Raw genomic sequence first — 22542 nt, 5'->3', positions numbered from 1 at the left:
ATGATTTCTACCTGTTTTTATTTATTAGTAACCACCCATCATTGATGGATCCATAGCTGGAGCTGGTGCTACAGGTTCTGGTTTATTAGCCACAACGGCTTCTGTTGTTAGAATCAAACTTGCTACTGAAGCTGCGTTTTGAAGGGCTGAACGGCTAACCTTAACAGGGTCGATAATACCTGCTTCAATCATGTTCACCCATTCACCTGTTGCAGCGTTGAAGCCTGTACCAGCTTCTGCATTTTTCAAACGATCGATAACGATTGAACCTTCATAGCCTGCATTGTAGGCAATTTGGCGAACTGGTTCTTCCAAGGCACGAAGAACAATGTTGCGTCCTGTTGCTTCATCACCTTCTAAATCCAAGGACGCAACAGCAGAGATAACATTAACAAGGGCAGTCCCACCTCCGGCAACGATACCTTCTTCAACAGCTGCACGAGTCGCGTTAAGGGCATCTTCGATACGGAGTTTCATTTCCTTCAACTCAGTTTCAGTTGCAGCACCGACCTTGATAACTGCTACTCCGCCTGACAATTTAGCCAAGCGTTCTTGGAGTTTTTCACGGTCAAATTCTGAAGTTGTTGTTTCAATTTGAGACTTGATGACAGCGACACGATTAGCAATTGCTTCAGGATTTCCTGCACCTTCTACAATAACTGTGCTATCTTTATCAACAGACACTTTAGCTGCTTGACCTAAAGCTTCGATGGTAGCATCTTTCAACTCGAGACCAAGGTCTTCTGTGATAACTGTTCCACCTGTCAAGATGGCAATGTCTTCGAGCATAGCTTTGCGACGGTCACCGAAACCAGGCGCCTTAACAGCAACGACGTTGAAAGTTCCACGAATCTTGTTCAAAACAAGGGTTGGCAGAGCTTCACCGTCAACATCATCAGCAATGATCAAGAGTGGACGGCTACTTTGAAGAATGCTTTCTAAAAGTGGCAAGATTTCTTGGATATTTGAGATTTTCTTGTCAGTAATTAAAATGTATGGATTTTCAAGGTCTGCAACCATTTTTTCATTATCAGTAACCATGTACTGAGATAGATAACCACGGTCAAACTGCATTCCTTCTACAACTTCAAGCTCTGTTTCCATACCACGTGATTCTTCAATAGTGATAACTCCATCTTTACCAACTTTTTCCATGGCTTCAGAGATGTACTCACCTACTTTTTCAGAACGAGATGAGACAGCAGCAACCTGCGCAATCGCTTCTTTGTTAGCAACAGGAATGGCATTGTTCTTCAAGGCTTCTACAGCTGCAGCAACCGCTGCTTCAATCCCACGACGGATACCGATTGGGTTTGCGCCAGCCGTAACGTTTTTGATCCCTTCACGAACAATTGCTTGTGTCAAGACTGTCGCAGTAGTTGTTCCGTCACCAGCAATATCGTTAGTTTTAGAAGCTACTTCTGATACCAATTTGGCACCCATATTTTCAAAATGGTCTTCTAGTTCAATTTCTTTAGCGATTGTCACCCCATCATTGGTAATCAATGGTGAACCAAATGATTTTTCAAGAACAACGTTACGGCCTTTAGGTCCCAAGGTCACTTTAACAGTATCAGCTAGGATATCAACGCCACGGACCATTGCTGAGCGTGCATCAGATGAAAATTTAATCTCTTTTGACATACTTATTTCCTCCTATTATTCTTCCACAATTGCTAAGATGTTAGCTTCACCTACGATGGTATATTTTTCATCCCCATCTTTGACATCAATACCTGCATGAGCTTCCACTAAAACCTGATCTCCAACCTTTACACTTGGAGCAACCAAATCACCGTTCAAGGTGCGAACACCTTCCCCAGTAGCTACAACTTTAGCTGTTTTTGTTTTTTCTTGGGCTGATCCTGCCAGGACAAAGCCTCCAACAGTTTGTTCTTTTTCTTCAATTTTCAAGACCACGCGGTCTCCTAATGGTTTCAACATCTGCTTTCCTCCATAAGACAATCATATTATTAGCACTCTTTATCCACGAGTGCTAAACCATAGTTCTATTGTATCACTTAGTCAGAAATAGTCAAGAAAAAAACACCTCTAAAGTGAAAGAGATGTTCCTTTAATATCAATTGAGAATCGTCAACTTTTGATTGAAATCATCGATAACCTTTTGGAGATTGATCCGACCGCGGTAGATACCATATCCAAAAACCACCATACCCAAGATTCCAACCAAGGCAAGTAAAATTCCGAAAATTAAGAGTGGGAGGAAGGTTTTATGAAAAAGATAAATCAATACCACACCAATACTAGCAGTGATAAAGAGCAAACTGAACCAACGACCCAAATTTTCAAGCATGTGGCGTTGATACTTAATTTCTGTTTCATATCCATTAACAAGTTCTTGTTTTGTAACCATGAAAATCCTCCTGATAAAAATTGAGAATGAAGTGTAAGAGAAGGAGATTAGTTTACTTCATTCTCAAAATTTTTACTAGTAAATATGGGGTTCTCTCGACCTTAGTAATTAAGATGTGGGTCAAAGATACCTAGAGCAACACCAATTAAGGCAACAACAACTAGAATTAACATGACTTTGTTTGGTGAAACTTTTTTCTTAGACATCAACCACCAGCAAATAGTGATGAAGGTTGCTGTCAAGAGACCTGGATAAACACCATCAATCTTTTCTTGAATTTTAAGGAAGGCTTCTCCGTTAGCATTTTTGAATTCGAGTGCTGTTGTAACAGAGACCCAAGTCGCTGCTACGGCACCAATAACCATACCACCAACAACGCTGATCGCTTTACGAAGAGCTTGTCCTTTTGGTCCTACAAGAAATTCAACGGCTTTATCCCCTAATTGATACCCTTTAAAGAAGGCAAAGCGCATACCAAAGTAGACTAGGAAATTCCACACAACGATGTAGAAGATAGCACCAGCGACGTTACCACCTTTTGAAAGACCAAGTGCAATCCCCAAAAGAACTGGAATCAAGGTACCAACGATCAAAGAGTCACCAATACCAGCGATTGGTCCCATCAAACCGGCACGCATCCCATTGATGGTTTCACCATCTACTGCATCTCCATTTGCACGCGCTTCTTCCAAACCAGCTGTAATCCCTACAACAAGGGATCCAAGTTGCGGTTCAGTATTGAAAAAGGCGGTATAGGTTTGCATGGCATCTTTTTGTTCTTCTTTTGTATCATACATCTCTTCTACAATTGGAAGCATTGAAGTTAAGTACCCGAAGGTTTGCATGTGTTCTTGAGAGAAACAAGTCAAATGGCCATAATACCAATGATGAAATGCTTTTGCTAATGTTTTCTTTGAAATTTTCTTTCTATCAGCCATCTTAAATATCCTCCTCATCATCGTCTACGTACACCACTCCAGCCGGAGCTGCTTTCATAGATTTAATCACTTCAAGTTCATAGTAGATTACTGCAAAGATTAATGAAACAACAGCACTAGCTACCAAGTTCAATCCTAGAGATTTAGCCAAGGTAAATCCAACAAAGAATGGAATGAAGTCAGTTGCTTTTGTAACAATTTGTTTCAACAAGATAGCAATACCGACACATGGGAGAAGGGCTCCAACTGTAAAGAGGGCTTTCATCCAGAAACCATCCATAGGAAGGTAAAGTTTCATCAAATCAACCATGTTTTCACCATATTTGGTGATAATCATAGTTGGAAGGAAAGAGAAGAGGAAGTGAGAAATCCAAGGATAAACCCAGTCAACTGCGTAGAGTTTTTTGAAGTTTCCTTCTTCAACGGCTTTCCAACCAATATGTTGCCAAAGCAAGTTCATTGTAGCTGTACCGTAGAAAAGAACAGTACCTATTGTCCCAACGGCTGCACCGATTGGAGCTGCAGCTGCTGCAATTCCAGCTTCGTCTGTGATGTGATTTGCATGCACAAACAAGATAGCAAGAGGAACACCGATATAAGAGATTGCACGAACGTCGGCAGATACGGTTCCACCAGGTGTTACCAAGGCGATATAAACTACTTGAAGGGCAACCCCGACCATAATACCGGTTGTCACATCTCCAAGAATTAAACCTGAGATCAACCCACCAATCAAGGGACGACCGAGTGTATAGTTACCGATACTGGAACCACCCATACCAGGCATTGAAGACAAGCTGGCGAAAACTGCAAGCAAGATTGCTTGAATCCATGAAATTGTCATAACAAACGCTCCTTTTTGTTTGTAAATTTATTTACCTAACTAATAAAACTGTTAGGTTTAAAAACCAAATTTAGATTTGAAATCATCCCAGTAACCAATTGAGACATCCGGCAACAATTGGAATTTAACCTTATATCCTGTTGCTTGAATAGCTTGGAAGGCTTCTGCTTCTTCCTGAGTGATGGATTGGTTATTGCCCAATTTCACTGCACCAGGACGATCATTTGCAGGGCCAACGATGATTTCTTTAACATCTCCTGGGACAAAACCTTGATCCACCAAAATTTCCTTCATATCGATTGGGTTTTTGGTAATCAAGAAGTACCGACTGTCAGATTCCGTTACTTTTGCTGACTTTTCTTTAAAGGCTTCTTTTGTCCATACAAAGGTTTTCTTGTCTGATGCTCCTTTGTAAGCTTGGATCAAAACCTTGTTTGATGCTGCTGCATCGTTTACAGCAATCAAACCATCACATGGTTTTTCTTTTGCCCAGCGTGTGACTGTTTGACCGTGAATCATGCGATCATCAATCCGTACAAATGTTACTACCATAAGGTACCTCCCTATTAAATATCATCATCTTCTTCAGCACTAGTGGCTGAAACTTCAAAAGGTTGTAGTGCAGATTGTGCTTCTGATAAGATAGTTGCTGACAAATCGTCTCCATCCAACACATCCTTCATCACAACTGCTGTCAAGGCCATGGTGAGATTCATCCCACCAAGAATCAAAGTTCCATCTAGCTTTCCAGCTTCTTCTAGGACAGTGGCTGCCGTGGTTAATGGACTACCACCTACAATATCTGCCAAGACCAGCACAGAATCATCTGCTGTCAATTCTGAAATGCTCTCTCTAAAGTCAACTGCAAAGTCATCGACCGATTTTCCTTCTTTAAGTCCGACTGCAATGACCTGATTCATCTTGTCACCAGCAAACATAGCTAGCGATGTTTTTAGCCCTTCTGCCAATCCACCATGACTGACTAAAATGAGGTATTTCATTTTGCTACGCCTCCTTTATTTGACTCTATTGTAGATTATTTGGAAGCGCTTTTATATTGTCAAATGTCACATTATAAACATGACATTTAGCAACAAAAAAATGACATCTGTCACTTGACACAATGTCATCTTATTTTCTTTAAACTCCTACCTGAAGACTACTTTCAATCTCCCTTTGAATTTGCGGCAGGCGATTTTCAACATCCTGATCGCGTAAAGCATTGCTAATCAAATAGTCCAGCTTTTCTAACACTTCTTTGGATACATTCTTGGGACTACTCTCAACAGCTTGTTCCATGATACGATTCAAGGTCTGATTGGTTAAGGAATCTGCCCCAAAATCATCCACTTGCAGAAGATCTTTGCTAGAACGACTCTTGACTACATCAGGCATGACAGAAATCCCTTGAGATTCAGCAAAAAGAGTTTGTTGGATTTCTGGATCCTCTGTCAACACTTGCATCAACTCCCAAGCCAACTTTGAATGAGGAGTCCGAGCTGACATGGCAAAAGAAGTAGTCGTAACCAAAGTCGCCTTGGTGGTTTTTGACTTAGCAGGCATAGGAATACAGGTCCAGGTGAAGTTTGAATATTTGGAAACATGATAGGGATAAGGTTTATAAGTCCTATATTGAGCCAAAGTCATGGGGTAAAACGCTACTTTCCCCTGGTCAAAATCTTTGGAACTCACCTTATAGTTCTTATTCAGTTCTTCCAATTTTTGTAAAAAAGTCAAAGATTCTTTGACTTCTGGAGCCGTAAGTTTGAGCATCCCACCTTGAAAGAGACTACCCCCATTTGCTGCCAAAGCTTCTTTCCAGGTATATTCTGTACTCCCAAACTGATCCAATTGACCATCTCCATTAGTATCTTTGGTTAGTTTTTTACAAATTGTATAGAACTCTTCCAAGCTCCAACCTTCTTTGGGAACCTCAATGCCTTCTTTATCCAGCAAATCTTTATTGACACACATCAAAATAGGATTACTTTCATATGGCAAGGCATAGGTTTGCCCCTGATAGACACCTGATTCAAATGCAACAGGATAAAAAGCAACTTGGTCTTCTTTATTCATATAGCCGTTTAACTTTTCTAAAACGCCACGTGCCGCCAATAAGGACAAATCTTTCTCAGAAACCATAAACACATCAGGGGTCTTTCCTGATACAATTTTTTCTGAGAGCCAGTTTGAATATTCCGACTGCGGAATTCCATTTTCATATTCCACACGGACATTAGGATGGGACTTTTCAAATTTTTGGATCGCAAGATCCAATGCATGAGAACGTTGACTGGTCGGTACATCCCAACTAGAGCCTGCATAAACTCCTATATGAAGGACGGTCGGTTGCTGTTTCCACCAATAAACCCCCGCACTTACACAGAGCATAATAAGGAGTCCAACCCCAAAATAAAGATGCTTTCGCTTTAATTTCATTCCGTATTTCCTTTTGAAAAATCGCGTCTGGTCACTCCTGTTTGGACTGACCAAATCGCTAATTGCGTTCGATCTCTTAGGTTTAATTTCGACAAAATCGTTGATAAGTAATTACGAACAGTTCCTTCTGATAAGAAGAGTTTAGCCGCAATCTCTTTATTTGACTCACCATAGCCAATCTCTTGGATAATGCGCCATTCCGTCGTGCTCAAATCCTTAACGTTATCCTCATCCACAGCAATAGAGAAATTTGATTTGGCCATTTGCGAGAAAATTTGAAAGACCTTGCTTGCGATATCAGGGTTGATCATTGCTCCTCCCTGATGCACCACCTTAATAGCTTCATAAAGCTCCTCTGTCGAGGCTCCTTTTAAGAGATACCCTGAAGCACCATACTTGAGCGCACTATAGATAAATTCATCATCGTCAAAGGTTGTTAAAATAATAATTTTGATATCCGGATAGTGCTCTTTTACTTCTTTTGTAGCCAAAACCCCATCCATGCCTGGCATCCGAATATCCATTAAGATTAAATCCGGATGCGAGTGTGGAATGCTAGACAAGACATGATTCCCATCTTCCACTGTGGCTACCACTTCAATATCTGAGTAGGCCGACAAAATAATTTTCAGAGATTCTCGAATCAAGGACTGGTCATCCGCCACCATTACTTTTATCATCATCTATTATCTCCCTTCTTTATATTTTGGTAAACTAACACGTGTGAAAAATCCATCGCGACTTTCAAATTGAAGCTGGCCTCCTAGAATTGAAATACGCTCCATCATCTGTTTGAGTCCGTAGCCATAGGTCAAGGTTTCAAACCCAACTCCATTATCCTGCAACTCAATCATGTAATCTTCTTCGTCCTCAAAAAAATGGAGGTCCATGTGGCTGGCATGACCGTGGCGAACCGCATTAGTCATAGACTCTTGTATCACACGAAAGATTGTATCTTCAATCATGACGTCCATATCGACATCGATCCATTCATAGTTGAGATCAACTTGCAAGTTTGAAAGAATTTGGTACTCGCGGATTGTCTTTTCTAAAGCATCTTTGAGAGTTCGCTCCTCAAGGGCTCCTGGACGAAGGCGATTGAGAGAGCCTCTCACATCCTGGATTCCTTCACGGACGACTTCTGATACGTTTTTTACCTGCTCTTTGGCACGACTTGGATTGATATCAATCAAGACCCCGACAGCATCTAAACCTGCTGAAATCCCTGTTAACGCGTGTCCCAAGGTATCGTGAATCTCCCGAGCAATCCGCTTGCGCTCCCGATCCTCTGCAATCTTCTCAGATAAGGCCATATAGTTGTTCAACTCGGTATTAACCTTGGACACCATGGCCAGCTCTTGTTCAACTTCATGGTTTTCCGCAAGGACATTCATGATATAAAATAAAAGTGAAATAATGAAGAGTACCATATTCAAGGCGTAGAGGGAATTCTTTAAGAAAAAGGCCAAAATACGGATAGATTCAGGATAAAAATGAATATAGGTATCAAGAGAAGGAATCGGGAAGAAAAGCGAAAAGACGTCTGAATTAGTTACAAGGAGCATCAAGAAGCTCACTAGGATAAAGGCAAACCAATACTTCCGATCTCTCTTGGTATTCAACTCTTTGGAGCCATAGAAGATATCCGCAAAAACCAAGAGAATGAGCCCGTTATAAGCTATGTTCTGAACCCACATCAAAAGTAGCATCAGGAGAATCTCCAGAAGATTCCTCTTATCAAAAATAGACCATCGACTTGTTTGAGGTCTATAACGACTCATTGATATTAAGGCAATCCCAGCAAATAAGATTGCTGACAACCAAAAAGTCGTAGATGGAGCAAAAGGAATACGCTCTAGGCGCTCCAATAATAGAGAGGCTTGGCGTTGAGCGATGATATAGTTGGTTGCTTGAAGATAGATGATGCTGTTGAGCATAACAGCAATAAAATTCACGACCATAAGAATGGCCAAACTGTATCGAACACCTCTAAACTTTCTCATTACTGCCACCCATTCACATCAAACTGATCAATGTTTTCCTTTGTCATCATTTTAACTGGAATGATCACCTCTTTGGTATAGCTCTTCCCTTCAGAAATATCTTGGATAACTTCCATAACACGGTCTCCCATCTTCAAGGGAGATTGAGCAACGGTTCCCACTACATCATCTGTCGAATGCAACAAGGATTTCATATCTGGTGAGCCATCGATTCCATAAATTGCAATGGACTGGCTATTTCCTTGCTCCTTAATTGCAGCTAAAGCTCCTATAGCCGAGCGGTCATTTAAGGCAACCAAGGTATCAATTTCAACCCCTGATTGTAAAAAATTCTGGACAGCCGGCATGGCGATCTCCGTTTGCCCCTTGGTTTCTAGTTCCGATACAATCTGATAAGAACTGTGCCCCTCTATAGTGTCTTTAAACCCCTGAATCCGCATATCTGCTGAAACAGTCCCTTTATGCTCCAAAAGGAGGACCCGAGCGCTAGAGGAACGTTTCATCAGCTCTTTAGCAATCAATACTCCCGCTTGGTAGTTATCAGATACAATACTTGCATCGGGCTTAAAATTTTTCAGTTGGGTATCGACTGCAATGATTTTAATTCCTTGTTTTCTAGCTTTTTCAAGAGCAGTTAAAATGGACTGACTATCCCCCTTGACCGGATTGATCACAATCACATCAACTTTTTGAGCACAAAAACCATCAATCTGCTGGCTCTGCCTTTCTTCATCCAATTCTGGATCTCGGACGCAAACAAGAGCTCCTCTTTCATCGGAAATTCGACTAATTTCCGAATGAATACTTTTATAGAACTCATTGTTCATGGTCATATAGGTTACACCAATTTTAGTCTGATCCTTGATGCCACTTGTTTGACAACGGCCAAAAATCCAAAAGAGAATACAAACCACTGGAATTATCAGTAATATACGCTTTATCAGCCATTTCAACAATTCTTTTTTCTCTTTATTTTCCTTCAAATTTTATTCCTTTTCTGAAAATTTTGAATATATATTACTTTATTCTACTACTTTTTCAAAAAAAGTGCTTGATTTTATTGTACAAGTACATTTATTTGACCTATCTTAAGAAGTAATTTCCGAATAATATAACTAGAAACAATAGAAAAAGCTGGTCTATAAACGAACCAGCTTTTTTCTATAATTGATCCTAGAAAGGAAGTTCCTCCTCTTCCAAGACCAAATCTGCTAAGTCTTGACCTGCATTATTTTCACGCATAGCACGTTGGGCACGACTTTCTAAAAGTTGGAAGCCTGTAGCGAGAACTTCGGTCACATAGTTGGTCTGACCATTTTTCTCGAACTTACGGGTACGAAGCTCCCCATCCACAGAAATAAGACTGCCTTTACTTGCATAGCTAGCCAAGGTTTCAGCAAGTTTACCCCAGACAACAATATTGATGAAGTCAGCTTCACGTTCCCCGTTTTGATCCTTAAAACGACGATTAATGGCAATCGTCGCACGAGCAACTGACTTGTCATTGTTGGTTTTGTGCAATTCTGGTGTTGCCACGATTCTTCCAATAAGAATAACTTTATTATACATTTTTCATCCTCCTACTTATCTATTCGAAGGAAAAGAAAAAAAGTTACAAGATTTGTAACTTTTTTTAATAATATTAATCTCTATGAATCATAAATCCAGTTGCTTGTTGATTGGCCATGATTGTCATATCTGTGATTTGTACACGACGTGGTTGACTGGTCACATAAACAACGGCATCAGCGATGTCTTGTGCCTGCAAGGCTTCGAGTCCCTGATAGACTGTCGCCGCCCGTGCCTCATCTCCATGGAAACGGACTTTTGAAAAATCAGTCTCTACAATACCAGGTTGAATAGTGGTCACCTTGATATCTGTAGCAATGGTATCAATCCTTAAGCCATCCGAAAAGGTTTTAACTGCAGCCTTGGTTGCTGAATAGACTGCTGCACCCGCATAGGCGTAAATACCTGCGGTTGAACCCATATTAATGATATGCCCTTGATTAGCTGCTATCATGGAAGGCAAGAGGCAACGTGTAACTGCCATCAAACCCTTGACATTGGTATCTAACATGGTCAACATATCCAACTCTTCATAGTCCTGATAAGGAGCTAAGCCTAAAGCAAGTCCAGCGTTATTAACTAAAACATCAATCGAACCTACTGCTTCAAGAATATCTGAACAAACAGTCTTAACCATTGTCATATCGGTTACATCTAGCGGAAAGGTCCAAACATTTTGATTCGGAAAGGCTTCTGCAAACTCTGCTTTTAGAGCTTCAAGTCTTTCTGTTCGACGTCCTGTGAGAACAATATTTTCACCTTTTTCTAGATAGGCACGCGCGATTGCTTCACCAATACCTGATGTTGCACCTGTAATCACAACATTTTTTGCCATCTTACTTTCTCCTATCTAGTTTAATAGATACTAGTTAGCAATTAAGCTGTCCAGTGTTTAGCCGGATCGAATGGAGTTCCAACAACTTGGTCGTCTGACAGTTCAATGACACCACGTTTTTGCGGAGCATTTGGCAAGGCAAGTTCACGAGGACTACACATCATCCCAAAACTCTTTTCCCCACGAAGTTCCCCTGGAAAAATGAGATTGCCTTTTGGCATCATCGCACCTGGAAGAGCTACAATGGTTTTCAATCCGACACGCGCATTAGGAGCACCCGCAACGATTTGTACGGTTTTATCATTTCCAACAGCAACTTGGCAGATATTCAAATGGTCACTATCTGGATGTGCAACCATCTCTAGAATTTTTCCAACGACAAATTTTGGTTCCTTATCATTGATGATTTCTTCAGTAAATCCTTGAGCCTGTAGTTCTTGATTCAAACGAGCCACTTGGTCGTCTGTTAGAAATACTTGGCCACGATTCTCAATCTCAAACAAGCTAGAAACTTCAAAAATATTCCAAGCGACAGTTTCACCAGTTTCTCTTAGAAAAACACGCGCAATATTGCCTTTACGCTCAGCATCTAGCTTGGCGTCACCACTGTTCTTCACGATGACCATAAGGACATCGCCGACATGTTCTTTATTGTATGTAAAAATCATTCTTTTCTCCTATTTCAAACTTGCTAAAAAGTCATTGATTTGCCCCTTGGTTTTACGATCACGATTGACAAAGCGCCCAATCTCCTTGTCCTTGTCTAAAACAACAAGACTTGGAATCCCGTATACATCCCAAAGTTTAGCAAGTTCCATGTATTCATCTCGGTCGACTCGTATAAAAGTAAACTCTGGATTGGTCTCTTCAATCTCTGGCAAGGCGGGATAGATATAACGGCAATCGCCACACCAATCCGCAACAAAAAGGAAGACCTTCTTGCCATCCTGCTCTACTAGATTTGCTAATTCTTCTATATTTTTAGGAGAAATCATAAGACTTCCTCCTCGTAGATGAGATCTTCATCTTCATAGACAAAGGTATAGTGACGTCCATCTTCAAAAATGACACCGCCAACGAGACGCTCTAGGCTGCTTTCATATACTTGGACATAGAGAGTCGCAATTTCACCCATTTCTGAGAAATAGTCACGCACAATAGCAGTCAACTCTTCTTGCGTCTTCATAAGCTTGTGCTCATCCGCTACTTTCTTTGCTCCAAAAGCAAGTGCTCCAAGACCTACTAATGCCAAACCTGTTTTAATGATATTTTTCGTTTTCATGCTAACATTGTAACACAAAAAGGCTCAAGGAACAATGAAAAAGAGAGTGGGACAGAAATCGGTAATTCGTTAGAATTCGATTTCGTCGTCCCACCTCCGCACAGTTGAGTAGGGCTGTAAAAGCTGATGAAATCAGCGTAGTAGAGCCCACTCAACCACTGCGTCTTGCTCGACAATCCAAAGACAATTGAGAGGCTAGGACTTTTGTCCCAGCCTCCTTTCTAATTTCTAAAAATTAATAATTTCTCTCACCAAACAAACCTTCTGGTAAATCATGGAATCCCTTGCCTGCCTTGAAGTTTTCAAATTTACCTAGTAAGAACTGGTAGGCATCCAAGCGACTCTCGTAGCGAATCATGGCATCTTTAGCGCGCTCATCTTGATCTTCTCCATAAACCTTTTGACTTTCCTTAAGAGCCATATCATTGATCATAATCTGGGTATTAACCCAGGCTTCAAATTCCTTCATAAATTCTTGCTCGTAACTCATTTTTTCTCCTTATTCTAATCCACGGAAAAAGTCTGTATCAATCTCACGGTAGGGTTGGATGTCCTGAACATACTCCAACACACCTTGAAATTCCCCGTTTTCATCATGTACTGCAGCGTAGGTGACATGGACAAACTTTCCACGTGATTCTGACTTGAACCACATCTCGTACTTGTCTTTTTTCCCTTCACGAAGACCTTGCATAATGGCTTTGACCTTCTCCAAATATTTTGGTGGATGACATAGTTCGACATTACGTCCAACTTGAGACGGTGTCCGCTTGAAAATCATTTCATCCGCTGGAGTATTGTCATTATAATACTGGAAAATATCATCCTTATTAACAAAGGTAATCTCCATCGGCAAATGATTAAGGATAAGATTCGCCTGTTCAACCGAGAGATAGCCATTGCCAAAAGCCTGCTGGCTATTGCGATCTACTACTGTTTCCTTTTCCTTAGGTGTGAAGGTGATGGTAAGCTGGCCTTCTGGCGTATCAATCACTTGCTGAACTTGTCCATCTACAGTTTCTGGCTGAATTGGTTCTTCTACACTTTTTTCCTCAACAAAGCTTTGACGTTCTGGTATCCATTTCTCAGACGGACGGATAATAGCATATCCATAGGCATCACTTTCCTCAGCAATCTGAATCCAGTCATCCTGGGTAAAGGATTCAAGCAGAATCATGAGTAGGATTGATTCTTCCTTAAAAATCATACTTTCAAACTCTGTCGCAAAAGCTTCAAAAGCTTCCTTTACGGTGGAAATTGGCACTTCTGGGAGCGACTTAGTTGCCACTAAGGCTGTTTGAAAGAGATCCCTAATCTGATCATCCACTCCCCACATAACTTTGGGAGGTGAATCATGTCCATAACGTTCCATGATAGGAAAAAAAAGCTCTTCCTTGCGCTGATAGTGAATATCAAATTGACCAACAAGCCCCATCTGACGTACCAAGCCTTTGCGCATTTCTACCAGCATCTCCTCATCGTCCACAGATTCATAAGTCGAGAGCAATCTACGGACCCGAATCAAAGCAGCTCGGAGGGCTAAATTTTCATCCTTAAAGACACGCACAGGGTGACCAGGATGCTCGGTATCCTCAACTTCTACGCCTTTAACAGCATTTTTAAAGAGATTGGCATGAACATCACAGAGTTCCATGACATCTTCAAAGGTAACACCTGAGTCAGAGTTCATCAACTCGTGCTCCATGAGGGAAATCTCGATAGCAGATACACCAGTAAAGGTCGCATCAAAGCGTTCCTGAACGGACTCTGGAGAGGCTCCATTATGCAATTCTAATAAAATATCTCGCAGGATATGAATACGTTCATCTGTCATTAGTCTAACCCGATCACTTCGTAACCATTTGCTTCAAGCGTACGCACAATCTTATCCATAGGAGTCCCTTCAAGCTTTGAGCCTTGTTTGAGCGATACTTTTCGCCCAACCGTATTACGCATCAAGGGATTTGCAAGAGGTTTAAAACCAAGCTCAACCAAAATATCTAAAACTTCTGGATGTTTATCCACCACTTCCGCAACGGGAATAGATACGTCAATAATATTATCCATCACAACCTCCATTCTGTTTTCACACAGGATTTTCTTTTTTCATTATACCACAAGGGCTAGGATAAAAAAACTAGCAGTACAAGCCTACTAGTTTCTTCCTATTACTCTGCTTCGATGATTTCTGCTTCTTTTCGAATCGTTTCTACATCTCTTTGATACTGATCTTCACTATAATTGACTAGTTTGGATAATTCCCTTTGCAATCTTTCGCCCATGGGTTTCATAGTCGCATAGGTTAATCCCCCTGAAATAACCCCACCTAGAATAGGAATCGCTTTTCCCATTCCCTTTGCCAAGCCTCTCCTTGTAAGAGTAACCCCAAAAATTTTCATAACCTTTTTTAAAATAGGGTACCAGCCAGCTTTGGCTACGGCTTTCTGAGGTACTGTGGTCATTACATGTTTAGCGACTGTAACACCACCAGAACGAAGCAAGGCACCCGCTCCGTTTACCCCAAGCATGACCCCGAGATAGAGTAAGAGTGTATTTTTGGCTTCTTCACTCAATTCATTTCGTGAAGCCCAAAGATCATCATAACCATAAATATATCCCAATTCTTGGGCTAATTTCAAGGAAAAAGCATAAAACTGAGCTACATCCGTTGGAATAGTAAGCGCCATTAGAATACCTCCAGGTAGACCCGCTAGAACAGATGTTCCACTTGCTCGTAAAACATTATCCTTTATGCAGGACCTGGCTACCCTATCTAAGGTTTTCTGGGGTAATAATGAAGGAGGACCTTGTTCTAACAATTTGGCAATATCCTTCTTATCTAATTCTTTAGAGAACTTCTCCACTAAAAATTTTTCTCTATTTACTTTCACGACAGGAAGCTTTACAACTTGTTGTAAAACTTTTATAGCTATATATTGTTTAGCCATCTATATCTCCATTTTATATTCAAGTTAAGCTTTATCATATCATACTATTAGAGATTTATACATTTTTTTAACCGACTTTTAAGAAGGGCAGCTAATTAATCTATCATCATGTTTAAAGTAACAAAAAAGAGGGTTGCCCCTCTTTCTTATTTCTTATCCAGATTGCGTAACATTTCGTCAATCTTGTTTCCATACTCGATGGATTCGTCTTTGACAAAGGTCAAGTCTGGAATTTTATACAATTTCAAATTGTGACCAAGCTCACGTTTGATAGTTCCGGTTGCTTTTTCAAGGCCAATTTGGGCCTTTTGATTATCTGAAGCAAGATTACTCAAAATGGTGTAGTAAACCTTAGCTACAGATAAGTCACCTAGCATCTGAACATCTGTGATGGTCACGCCTTGGACACGAGGATCACGGACTTTCTTTTGTAAAATCTCATTGACTTCACGCTTGATTTCCATGCCCACACGATCCGTACGGAAATGATTTCCCATGCTATTCCTTCCTCTCTATTGAATCAAAAGCTAGGCCAGCAGACCTAGCTATTTCTAGAAGATAGAGGAACTAGAGCCATTTGAATCTAGGAAACAAGCCTTAGATAGAACTAAGGGTTCATCAAGGCGCTGTTGACAACGAGTCAAATGAGCTATCGTTTCTCTATTATCGTTTGATTTCTTCCATGATATAGGCCTCAATCACATCATCCATCTTGATATCATTGTAGCCATCAATCATGAGACCACCTTCACGGCCGTTTGTAACTTCTTTGACGTCATCTTTATAGTGTTTCAAACTTGCAAGTTCACCATCGTAAATAACGACACCGTCACGAATAACACGGACTTTAGAGTCACGGGTAACTTTACCGCTAGTAACCATAAATCCACCGATTGTTCCGACTTTAGACACTTTGAAGGTTTCACGGATAATCGCTTCACCGATAACTTTTTCTTCAAATTCTGGATCAAGCATACCTTTCATGGCTTCTTCCATCTCTTCGATAACCTTGTAGATAATGCTGTGGAGACGGATTTCTACATCGTCTGCTTCTGCTTGTTGACGGGCTTGTGGTGTAGGACGTACGTTGAAACCAACGATAAAGGCATTTGAAGCTTCCGCAAGAGTCACGTCAGATTCGTTGATAGCACCAACTGCTGAGTGGACGATGGTAACTTTTACACCTTCCACGTCAATCTTTTGTAGTGAGGCAGAAAGGGCTTCAACTGAACCTTGTACGTCAGCTTTAATGATGACGTTAACAGACTTGAGTTCACCAGCTTTAAGAGTGTCAAAGAGGTTTTCAAGGCTAACACGCTGTGTAGCTTGACGTTGCTTCATAAGAGCACGTTTGGCACGTTCTTCACCAGCTGCACGAGCAGATTTTTCATCTTCATAAACGGCAAAGTGATCACCCGCCATCGGTGCTTCGTTCAAACCTGTAATAGATACTGGTGTTGATGGTCCTGCAACCTTAACACGACGTCCAAGGTCATTGGTCATGGCACGGACACGTCCGAAAGTATTACCAACAACGATTGGGTCTTGAACATTCAAGGTCCCTTGTTGAACAAGAAGGGTTGCAACCGCACCTTTACCCTTATCCAAGCGAGCTTCGATTACCGTACCGATGGCACGAACAGTTGGGTCTGCTTTGAGCTCTTGAATTTCAGCTACAAGAAGAACAGTTTCCAAGAGTTCATCGATATTTTGGTTGAATTTGGCTGAGATTTCTACAAACTCAGAATCACCACCCCAGGCAGTTGACATAACACCGTGTTCAGCCAATTCGCCGATAACGCGTTCTGGGTTTGCACCTGGCTTATCAATCTTGTTAATAGCAACGATGATTGGAACATTAGCTGCTTTTGAGTGGTTGATGGCTTCGATAGTTTGAGGCATAACCCCGTCATCTGCCGCTACGACCAAGATCGTAATATCGGTAACAGAGGCACCACGTGCACGCATAGAAGTAAAGGCCGCGTGTCCTGGTGTATCAAGGAAGGTAATCTTCTTACCATTTTCCTCAATCTGGTAGGCACCAATATGCTGAGTGATACCACCTGCTTCTCCTGTAGCGACACGAGAATTACGTAGGGTATCCAAAAGGGTTGTTTTACCATGGTCAACGTGTCCCATGATAGTTACAACTGGTGGACGTTCAACCAACTTGTCTTCATTTAAATATCCATCTTCTACGAAGAAACGTTCGATATCCGCATTGTCCACTTCTACCTTTTGTTTAGCTTCAATTCCATAATCAACCATGAGGAGTTCGATTGTTTCTCCATCCAAAGATTGGTTTTGAGTGGCCATAACGCCCATCATAAATAGTTTCTTAACAATCTCAGCTGGTTCACGTTTGATACGTTTTGCGATTTCCGCAACAGTCATACCATCTGTATATTCAAATTCTGTTGGCAATTCATGGAATTTACGCTCTGTAATAGATTTTGGAGCCTGATTACGGTTATTTTGTTTATTGCCTTTTTTATTTTTCTTATTGTTATTCCAGTTACTATTTCTTTGATTTCTCACTTGATTCTGACTACTTCGATTCTTTTGTTGTTTTCTAGGACCATCTTCCTCATGATCGTAATCGTCACGATCTTTGTCTGGTCGAGCTTGCTTTTTACGACGTGTATCTACTACAGCCTCTTTGGCTACAGGAGCTACTTCAACTACAGGCTGAGTTTGTTCAGCTAGTTTAGCAGCTTCCTCAAAGATTTCCTCTGGCTCCTTGCGTTTATTAGCTTGAGCCAAGGCTTCTCTGGCAACTTGAGACTGTTTGAAGCGTTCCTCACTTGAGCGTGCGTATTCTGCATTTTGCTCAGCCTTCAAAGCCGCTGCTCGAGCTTTAAAGTCAATACGAGGACCAGCTTGGTTGGGACGATTATCAGCTTGTTGGCGATAATCATTGCCACGATTTCCTTGGCCTTGTGGTTTCTTCCCTTGGTCGTTAAAACGACGATTGTCACGGTTCCCTTGACCAGGTTTCCCACCATTACGGTTATCGTTCTTTTGACGGTTACCGTTTTGTTGTTGATCGCGGTTGTTACCCTTGTTTTGCTTGCGTCGTTCCGCTTGCTCTTTGGCACGCGCTTCACGTTCCGCCTTAAAGTTTCGACTCTGTGGTCTTGCAGCTACAACTTTTTCTTCCTTAGAAGCTGCAGGTGTAGCTGGTTTGCTTTCTTCCTTAGCAACAACTGGTTTAGCTGATGCAGGCTTTTCAACTTTCTTTTCTACACTTGCTTTTGGCGCTACAGGTTTTGCTTCTGTTTTTGGAGCAGCAGGCTTAAAGCTAGCTACGATTTTTTCAGCAGCAGCAGCCTCTACGCTTGAAGCATGGCTTTTCACTTCCAAGCCCAGCTCTTTTGCACGCGCTACAACTTCCTTACTTTCTTTTCCAAGTTCTTTTGCGATTTCGTACAATCTTTTCTTAGACAAATCATGTCCTCCTCTTCTATTCCATAAGAGACCTCATTTTCTTTGTAAATCCAGCATCTGTCACAGCCAATACTTTTCTTGATTTCCCGACTGCTATGCTTAATTCCAGTGTTGAAAACACGGTAATAACTTCTACTTGATAATAGTGGCTTTTATCCTGAATCTTCTTGGTTAGATTGGGGCCAGCATCATGAGCTAGAAATACCAATTTAACTTTCCGGTCTTGAATGGCTTTGACAACCATTTCTTCACCCGAGATGATTTTCCCTGCTCGCTGAGCCAATCCCAAGAGATTACTTACTTTTTGCTTATTCAAGTCCTAACTCTCTTCTTTTTACTTTGTGATCAACATAGGCGATCAACTCGTCATAAAAGCTTTCTTCAACTTCCATATTAAAGCTACGGTTAAAGACTTTTTTCTTTTTAGCCTCTAGGGCTTCTGCATTGTCTAGCTTGATATAAGCGCCCCGGCCATTAGCCTTGCCTGTCGGATCGATAAAGACCTCACCTTCTTTATTCTTGACAATACGAAGTAAATCTCGCTTATCAATCACATCGTTGGAAACAACAGACTTGCGCAAAGGGATTTTTCTTGTTTTCATCTTTCCCTCCTCTAGCAGATCTTATTCTTTAGTCAATTCGTCTGTTTCAGCGTAATCCACTTGACCTGCTTCTTCCATAGCTTCAAATTCACTTGCAGACTTGATATCGATACGGTAACCAGTCAAATGTGCTGCTAAGCGAACATTTTGTCCACGACGACCGATTGCAAGAGATAGTTTGTTATCTGGCACAACGACTAAGGCACGTTTGCTGTCATTTTCATCAAAGATAACTTGGTCAACTTCAGCAGGAGCAATAGCATTGTAAATAAACTCAGCTGGATCTGCTACCCACTCGATAACGTCGATGTTTTCTTCTACCGGTACCATGCGGTCACTCTTAGCATCGTAGCGAGCTGGGTGGAATTTGCTAGTGATTTTCTTGATGTTCGCTCCACCACGTCCAACGATTGTTCCGATAGCATCCACGTTAGGATTGTGACTACGAACAGCAACCTTTGTACGGTCACCTGCTTCACGGGCTACGCTCATGATTTCAACAGTTCCATCGTACACTTCTGGAATTTCTTGTTCCATCAAACGCTTGATCATTTCTGGATGGCTACGACTTACAAAAACGTTAACTCCACGAGGGTTGTCTTCCACTTTGTAGACATAGACTTCAATACGGTCATGAGAAGCAAAAACTTCTCCAGGAATTTGGTCTTGTTTAGACAATTGGGCTTCGATGCTGCCAAGATTGACATAAATGAAGCGGTTGTCAAAACGTTCTACTGTACCTGACATGATTTCTTGTTCATGCTCTTTGTATGTATTGTAGGTAATGGCACGTGTTTGCTTACGCATTTTTTCCATGATTGTTTGTTTAGCAGATTGGGCTGCTACACGACCAAACTCTCCTGGTGCTTCTTCAAATTTGATTTTGTCACCAAGCTCATAGGCTGAATTAATAGCAAGGGCATCTTTTAAACTGATTTCCAAACGGCTATCAAATACTTCATCAACAACTTCACGAACAGTATAGACAGTAAAGTCCCCTGTCTTTTCGTTGAAATCAATAGCTACACTATCTGATTGACCATAGCGTCTACGGTAAGCAGAACGAAGTGATTCTACTACTGCGTCGATGATATCTTCTTTCTTGATTCCCTTGTCTTCTTCCAAAATGCGGAAGGCCTCTAGCATTTCTTTACTCATGTTCTTTTTACTTTTGAATTCTCAAAAGCTATCCTTTCTTTCTATAATTTTACTGCTAAACGTGCTTTTGATACCAAGTTATATGGAATTTGGACTGTTTTCTTGCGAGTTTTATCCATATATTCCATAGTCAACTCATCCTCTTCAAAGGACAACAAGGTTCCTTCAAAAACCTTTTGCTTATCAATGGCTTGATAGAGCCCGACATGGATGTATTTCCCAACCGCTCCAGCGACTGCTTCCTTGGTTTTCAAAGGACGCTCCAATCCTGGGCTTGTAATTTCTAGGAAATATTGTTCTGGGAAGGGATCCGGTTTGATAGTATCTAGGACAGGACTGATAATTTCAGTCAAGTCTGCCGTATCATTCAAGGTGATTCCTTCAGGCTTGTCTACAAAAATACTAAGAATCATGTCACTGCCAATCTTTCCGTACTCGATATCTACGAGTTCAAAAGGAGCTTCAATAACAGGTTCTACGACTTCTCTGACTAATTCAACGATCGTTGCGATTGCGTCCACCTCCTCATAAGCAAGAGGCGAAGATATCTCCCCGCCTCTCTTTCTTATATTCTTGATAATAGTATAGCACTTTTTAGTACTAATGTAAAGCATAAGCTCTCAAATAGCCTGATTTCAAGCTTTTTCTTAAAATTCTGCTTCAACTCGGTAGATGACTTGACCTTTGCTTGAGAACTTTTGTTCATACTCAGTCATGACATTTCCTTCAAAGTCGCTAGCATGTAAATCTAGCCAAACACCATTGAGTTTCATGCCATATTGTGAAAAGCTCACTAAGCTATATTCAAACAAGCCACGATTATCTGTCTTGAAATGAATTTCACCGTGTTCAGGTAAGATTCGTTTGAAAGTATCCAAGAAGCTCTTATAAGTCAAACGACGCTTCTCATGGCGTTTTTTAGGCCATGGATCCGAGAAATTCAAATACAAGCGATCAATTTCACCATCTTCAAAATAATTGGTCAATTCTGAACCATCAACCCATAGAAGTTTGATGTTGGGAACTCCAACTTCTAAGACCTTGTCTAAGGCATAGCTTAATACAGATTTCTGAATATCAATCCCGATATAGTTGATGCCAGGATTTTGTTTGGCCATTCCTGTTACGAAAGCACCCTTGCCGCTACCAACCTCTACATGGATTGGATTGTCATTGCCAAACAAATCTCGCCACTTTCCTTTAGCTTCTGCGGGGTTTAAGACAACATACTGCGGATTAGCCTCTAACAGTTCTGTTGCCCCTTTACGATTTCTAACTCTCATTTTTTCTTTCCATACTTATCTCGGAAGCTACGCAAAGCATAGATTTCCCGATTTACATTATCCAAATCTTGATTTTCATAGTATTTGGTAATGAGGCTCAAAAATGACAGTTGAGCATACCAATATAACTTATTCAAGACAGTTTGATTATACTTATAGCCATAATTAGTTAGCCATTCTTGCCACTGATACTCTGGAATATAGTGACAGAGCAGATAGGCCACATCAAACATACGATCAGTCAAGCGAACAGAATCCCAATCTACTAAATAAATCAAGCCACTCTCTGTCTCAAACCAGTTGCTATGACGAACATCCCCATGGACTATGGTTGCATAGTCTTCCCTAAAGCCAGGAAGATTCTCACGCAAATCACCTAAAACCATACGTAGATACTGGTTGTTTTTTAAAGCATCCGGAGCCTTGTTTACCCATGACTGAAGTAAATCCGAAGGTGTTTCCATTGCATATCCCAATCGTGTCAACTGGGTCATTAAGGGACGTGAACAGTGTAAACGTGTCAAAATATCGATAATTTGTTTACGGTTCATATCACTTGGCGTCAAAATTTTTCCTGTCAACCATTCCTGAGCGGACATATCACGGCCATCTGGTAAACGACGGCTCCAGAGCAATTGTGGTGCAATTTGCTCTCTAGCTAAACCAGGCAGGATTGGAGAAGTATTCATTTTTATAAAAACACGTTTTCCATCAGGATAACTTCCCATATAAGCTTTTCCGCTCTTCCCAGATATCGGGGTTAGCGTTAGCTCAATATCACCCAAGTCCATTTCTTTCCTCCGAATAAAGTTTCCTTATT

The 22542-nt window shown here is 41.1% G+C and carries 28 protein-coding genes; all 28 read right to left on the bottom strand.

What is annotated here, in order from left to right; translation table 11 throughout:
- Positions 1-24: 24 nt before the first annotated feature.
- Complete coding sequence (gene groL / locus I1J71_RS04285) at positions 25-1644, bottom strand: chaperonin GroEL (protein ID WP_195183844.1); 1620 nt, start codon at positions 1642-1644, stop codon at positions 25-27.
- Between the two features lie 15 nt (positions 1645-1659).
- Positions 1660-1944 carry a co-chaperone GroES gene (groES, locus tag I1J71_RS04280; RefSeq protein WP_195183843.1) on the bottom strand — a complete coding sequence of 95 codons (285 nt, stop codon included), beginning with the start codon at positions 1942-1944 and terminating at the stop codon, positions 1660-1662.
- A 136-nt stretch (positions 1945-2080) separates the two neighbouring features.
- On the bottom strand, positions 2081-2374 hold the full coding sequence (locus I1J71_RS04275) for a DUF202 domain-containing protein (RefSeq protein WP_195183842.1): 294 nt from the start codon (positions 2372-2374) through the stop codon (positions 2081-2083).
- A 101-nt stretch (positions 2375-2475) separates the two neighbouring features.
- Entirely contained in the window at positions 2476-3330 is an 855-nt protein-coding gene (locus I1J71_RS04270; protein WP_029689583.1) for a PTS system mannose/fructose/sorbose family transporter subunit IID, read from the bottom strand.
- Positions 3314-4156, bottom strand: a complete 843-nt coding sequence (locus tag I1J71_RS04265; RefSeq protein WP_006151610.1) for a PTS mannose/fructose/sorbose/N-acetylgalactosamine transporter subunit IIC — start codon at positions 4154-4156, stop codon at positions 3314-3316. Before I1J71_RS04265 ends, I1J71_RS04270 begins: the two co-directional genes overlap by 17 nt.
- A gap of 57 nt (positions 4157-4213) precedes the next feature.
- On the bottom strand, positions 4214-4708 hold the full coding sequence (locus I1J71_RS04260) for a PTS system mannose/fructose/N-acetylgalactosamine-transporter subunit IIB (protein WP_195183841.1): 495 nt from the start codon (positions 4706-4708) through the stop codon (positions 4214-4216).
- 14 nt (positions 4709-4722) lie between these two features.
- On the bottom strand, positions 4723-5157 hold the full coding sequence (locus I1J71_RS04255) for a PTS sugar transporter subunit IIA (RefSeq protein ID WP_195183840.1): 435 nt from the start codon (positions 5155-5157) through the stop codon (positions 4723-4725).
- 139 nt (positions 5158-5296) lie between these two features.
- The gene (locus tag I1J71_RS04250) at positions 5297-6595 is read right to left on the bottom strand and encodes an ABC transporter substrate-binding protein (protein ID WP_195183839.1); all 1299 of its coding nucleotides are present in this window, start codon (positions 6593-6595) and stop codon (positions 5297-5299) included.
- Positions 6592-7275 (bottom strand): response regulator transcription factor, encoded by a 684-nt coding sequence (locus tag I1J71_RS04245; RefSeq protein WP_004251853.1) that lies wholly within the window; start codon positions 7273-7275, stop codon positions 6592-6594. Before I1J71_RS04245 ends, I1J71_RS04250 begins: the two co-directional genes overlap by 4 nt.
- Before the next feature lie 6 nt (positions 7276-7281).
- A complete protein-coding gene (locus I1J71_RS04240) occupies positions 7282-8598 on the bottom strand; it encodes a sensor histidine kinase (protein WP_004251849.1) in 1317 nt (438 codons plus the stop codon).
- On the bottom strand, positions 8598-9581 hold the full coding sequence (locus I1J71_RS04235) for a substrate-binding domain-containing protein (RefSeq protein ID WP_195183838.1): 984 nt from the start codon (positions 9579-9581) through the stop codon (positions 8598-8600). The genes I1J71_RS04240 and I1J71_RS04235 overlap by 1 nt, the downstream gene beginning before the upstream one ends.
- A 190-nt stretch (positions 9582-9771) precedes the next feature.
- Complete coding sequence (locus I1J71_RS04230) at positions 9772-10167, bottom strand: single-stranded DNA-binding protein (protein WP_006155399.1); 396 nt, start codon at positions 10165-10167, stop codon at positions 9772-9774.
- A gap of 73 nt (positions 10168-10240) precedes the next feature.
- Positions 10241-11002 (bottom strand): SDR family NAD(P)-dependent oxidoreductase, encoded by a 762-nt coding sequence (locus I1J71_RS04225; protein ID WP_195183837.1) that lies wholly within the window; start codon positions 11000-11002, stop codon positions 10241-10243.
- A 41-nt stretch (positions 11003-11043) separates the two neighbouring features.
- Positions 11044-11670: a YtpR family tRNA-binding protein gene (gene ytpR, locus I1J71_RS04220; protein WP_195183836.1), complete on the bottom strand. Its 627-nt coding sequence runs from the start codon at positions 11668-11670 to the stop codon at positions 11044-11046.
- A gap of 9 nt (positions 11671-11679) precedes the next feature.
- Positions 11680-11997, bottom strand: coding sequence for a thioredoxin family protein (locus tag I1J71_RS04215; protein WP_178895420.1), 318 nt, complete (start codon positions 11995-11997; stop codon positions 11680-11682).
- The gene (locus tag I1J71_RS04210; RefSeq protein ID WP_195183835.1) at positions 11994-12284 is read right to left on the bottom strand and encodes a DUF4651 domain-containing protein; all 291 of its coding nucleotides are present in this window, start codon (positions 12282-12284) and stop codon (positions 11994-11996) included. The genes I1J71_RS04215 and I1J71_RS04210 overlap by 4 nt, the downstream gene beginning before the upstream one ends.
- 235 nt (positions 12285-12519) lie before the next feature.
- A complete protein-coding gene (locus I1J71_RS04205) occupies positions 12520-12774 on the bottom strand; it encodes a DUF1912 family protein (RefSeq protein ID WP_195183834.1) in 255 nt (84 codons plus the stop codon).
- Positions 12775-12783: 9 nt separating this feature from the next.
- Positions 12784-14118, bottom strand: coding sequence for a DUF438 domain-containing protein (locus tag I1J71_RS04200; protein ID WP_195183833.1), 1335 nt, complete (start codon positions 14116-14118; stop codon positions 12784-12786).
- A complete protein-coding gene (locus I1J71_RS04195) occupies positions 14118-14351 on the bottom strand; it encodes a DUF1858 domain-containing protein (RefSeq protein ID WP_000368732.1) in 234 nt (77 codons plus the stop codon). Before I1J71_RS04195 ends, I1J71_RS04200 begins: the two co-directional genes overlap by 1 nt.
- Positions 14352-14452: 101 nt before the next feature.
- The gene (locus I1J71_RS04190; protein ID WP_195183832.1) at positions 14453-15232 is read right to left on the bottom strand and encodes a hypothetical protein; all 780 of its coding nucleotides are present in this window, start codon (positions 15230-15232) and stop codon (positions 14453-14455) included.
- A gap of 146 nt (positions 15233-15378) precedes the next feature.
- A complete protein-coding gene (rbfA, locus tag I1J71_RS04185) occupies positions 15379-15729 on the bottom strand; it encodes a 30S ribosome-binding factor RbfA (RefSeq protein WP_004251823.1) in 351 nt (116 codons plus the stop codon).
- Between the two features lie 166 nt (positions 15730-15895).
- The gene (infB, locus tag I1J71_RS04180; RefSeq protein WP_195183831.1) at positions 15896-18679 is read right to left on the bottom strand and encodes a translation initiation factor IF-2; all 2784 of its coding nucleotides are present in this window, start codon (positions 18677-18679) and stop codon (positions 15896-15898) included.
- Positions 18680-18695: 16 nt separating this feature from the next.
- The gene (locus tag I1J71_RS04175) at positions 18696-18995 is read right to left on the bottom strand and encodes a YlxQ-related RNA-binding protein (RefSeq protein WP_195183830.1); all 300 of its coding nucleotides are present in this window, start codon (positions 18993-18995) and stop codon (positions 18696-18698) included.
- Positions 18988-19281 carry an RNase P modulator RnpM gene (rnpM, locus tag I1J71_RS04170; protein ID WP_004251817.1) on the bottom strand — a complete coding sequence of 98 codons (294 nt, stop codon included), beginning with the start codon at positions 19279-19281 and terminating at the stop codon, positions 18988-18990. The genes I1J71_RS04175 and rnpM overlap by 8 nt, the downstream gene beginning before the upstream one ends.
- Before the next feature lie 21 nt (positions 19282-19302).
- Positions 19303-20439, bottom strand: a complete 1137-nt coding sequence (gene nusA / locus I1J71_RS04165; protein ID WP_195183829.1) for a transcription termination factor NusA — start codon at positions 20437-20439, stop codon at positions 19303-19305.
- 41 nt (positions 20440-20480) lie between these two features.
- Positions 20481-20960: a ribosome maturation factor RimP gene (gene rimP / locus I1J71_RS04160; protein ID WP_004251813.1), complete on the bottom strand. Its 480-nt coding sequence runs from the start codon at positions 20958-20960 to the stop codon at positions 20481-20483.
- A gap of 126 nt (positions 20961-21086) precedes the next feature.
- On the bottom strand, positions 21087-21722 hold the full coding sequence (gene trmB, locus I1J71_RS04155) for a tRNA (guanosine(46)-N7)-methyltransferase TrmB (protein WP_074324355.1): 636 nt from the start codon (positions 21720-21722) through the stop codon (positions 21087-21089).
- On the bottom strand, positions 21719-22513 hold the full coding sequence (gene ccrZ / locus I1J71_RS04150) for a cell cycle regulator CcrZ (protein WP_195183828.1): 795 nt from the start codon (positions 22511-22513) through the stop codon (positions 21719-21721). Before ccrZ ends, trmB begins: the two co-directional genes overlap by 4 nt.
- Positions 22514-22542 lie beyond the last annotated feature (29 nt).

It is taken from the genome of Streptococcus infantis, assembly GCF_015546995.1.
Taxonomy (GTDB): domain Bacteria; phylum Bacillota; class Bacilli; order Lactobacillales; family Streptococcaceae; genus Streptococcus; species Streptococcus infantis_J.
Note: the sequence above shows the minus strand (reverse complement) of the source record. Positions and strands in the feature narration are given on the sequence as shown.

What these genes read in the sequence shown, in the direction of transcription:
- I1J71_RS04205 (WP_195183834.1), bottom strand. Translation starts at nt 12,774, where the DNA reads ATGAGTTACGAGCAAGAATTTATGAAGGAATTTGAAGCCTGGGTTAAT.
- I1J71_RS04250 (WP_195183839.1), bottom strand. Translation starts at nt 6,595, where the DNA reads ATGAAATTAAAGCGAAAGCATCTTTATTTTGGGGTTGGACTCCTTATT.
- I1J71_RS04215 (WP_178895420.1), bottom strand. Translation starts at nt 11,997, where the DNA reads ATGATTTCTCCTAAAAATATAGAAGAATTAGCAAATCTAGTAGAGCAG.
- rbfA (WP_004251823.1), bottom strand. Translation starts at nt 15,729, where the DNA reads ATGGGAAATCATTTCCGTACGGATCGTGTGGGCATGGAAATCAAGCGT.
- I1J71_RS04255 (WP_195183840.1), bottom strand. Translation starts at nt 5,157, where the DNA reads ATGAAATACCTCATTTTAGTCAGTCATGGTGGATTGGCAGAAGGGCTA.
- I1J71_RS04260 (WP_195183841.1), bottom strand. Translation starts at nt 4,708, where the DNA reads ATGGTAGTAACATTTGTACGGATTGATGATCGCATGATTCACGGTCAA.
- ccrZ (WP_195183828.1), bottom strand. Translation starts at nt 22,513, where the DNA reads ATGGACTTGGGTGATATTGAGCTAACGCTAACCCCGATATCTGGGAAG.
- I1J71_RS04190 (WP_195183832.1), bottom strand. Translation starts at nt 15,232, where the DNA reads ATGGCTAAACAATATATAGCTATAAAAGTTTTACAACAAGTTGTAAAG.
- I1J71_RS04245 (WP_004251853.1), bottom strand. Translation starts at nt 7,275, where the DNA reads ATGATAAAAGTAATGGTGGCGGATGACCAGTCCTTGATTCGAGAATCT.
- groES (WP_195183843.1), bottom strand. Translation starts at nt 1,944, where the DNA reads ATGTTGAAACCATTAGGAGACCGCGTGGTCTTGAAAATTGAAGAAAAA.
- trmB (WP_074324355.1), bottom strand. Translation starts at nt 21,722, where the DNA reads ATGAGAGTTAGAAATCGTAAAGGGGCAACAGAACTGTTAGAGGCTAAT.
- I1J71_RS04275 (WP_195183842.1), bottom strand. Translation starts at nt 2,374, where the DNA reads ATGGTTACAAAACAAGAACTTGTTAATGGATATGAAACAGAAATTAAG.
- ytpR (WP_195183836.1), bottom strand. Translation starts at nt 11,670, where the DNA reads ATGATTTTTACATACAATAAAGAACATGTCGGCGATGTCCTTATGGTC.
- groL (WP_195183844.1), bottom strand. Translation starts at nt 1,644, where the DNA reads ATGTCAAAAGAGATTAAATTTTCATCTGATGCACGCTCAGCAATGGTC.
- rnpM (WP_004251817.1), bottom strand. Translation starts at nt 19,281, where the DNA reads ATGAAAACAAGAAAAATCCCTTTGCGCAAGTCTGTTGTTTCCAACGAT.
- nusA (WP_195183829.1), bottom strand. Translation starts at nt 20,439, where the DNA reads ATGAGTAAAGAAATGCTAGAGGCCTTCCGCATTTTGGAAGAAGACAAG.
- I1J71_RS04210 (WP_195183835.1), bottom strand. Translation starts at nt 12,284, where the DNA reads ATGAAAACGAAAAATATCATTAAAACAGGTTTGGCATTAGTAGGTCTT.
- I1J71_RS04265 (WP_006151610.1), bottom strand. Translation starts at nt 4,156, where the DNA reads ATGACAATTTCATGGATTCAAGCAATCTTGCTTGCAGTTTTCGCCAGC.
- I1J71_RS04195 (WP_000368732.1), bottom strand. Translation starts at nt 14,351, where the DNA reads ATGGATAATATTATTGACGTATCTATTCCCGTTGCGGAAGTGGTGGAT.
- I1J71_RS04225 (WP_195183837.1), bottom strand. Translation starts at nt 11,002, where the DNA reads ATGGCAAAAAATGTTGTGATTACAGGTGCAACATCAGGTATTGGTGAA.
- I1J71_RS04240 (WP_004251849.1), bottom strand. Translation starts at nt 8,598, where the DNA reads ATGAGAAAGTTTAGAGGTGTTCGATACAGTTTGGCCATTCTTATGGTC.
- I1J71_RS04230 (WP_006155399.1), bottom strand. Translation starts at nt 10,167, where the DNA reads ATGTATAATAAAGTTATTCTTATTGGAAGAATCGTGGCAACACCAGAA.
- I1J71_RS04200 (WP_195183833.1), bottom strand. Translation starts at nt 14,118, where the DNA reads ATGACAGATGAACGTATTCATATCCTGCGAGATATTTTATTAGAATTG.
- I1J71_RS04270 (WP_029689583.1), bottom strand. Translation starts at nt 3,330, where the DNA reads ATGAGGAGGATATTTAAGATGGCTGATAGAAAGAAAATTTCAAAGAAA.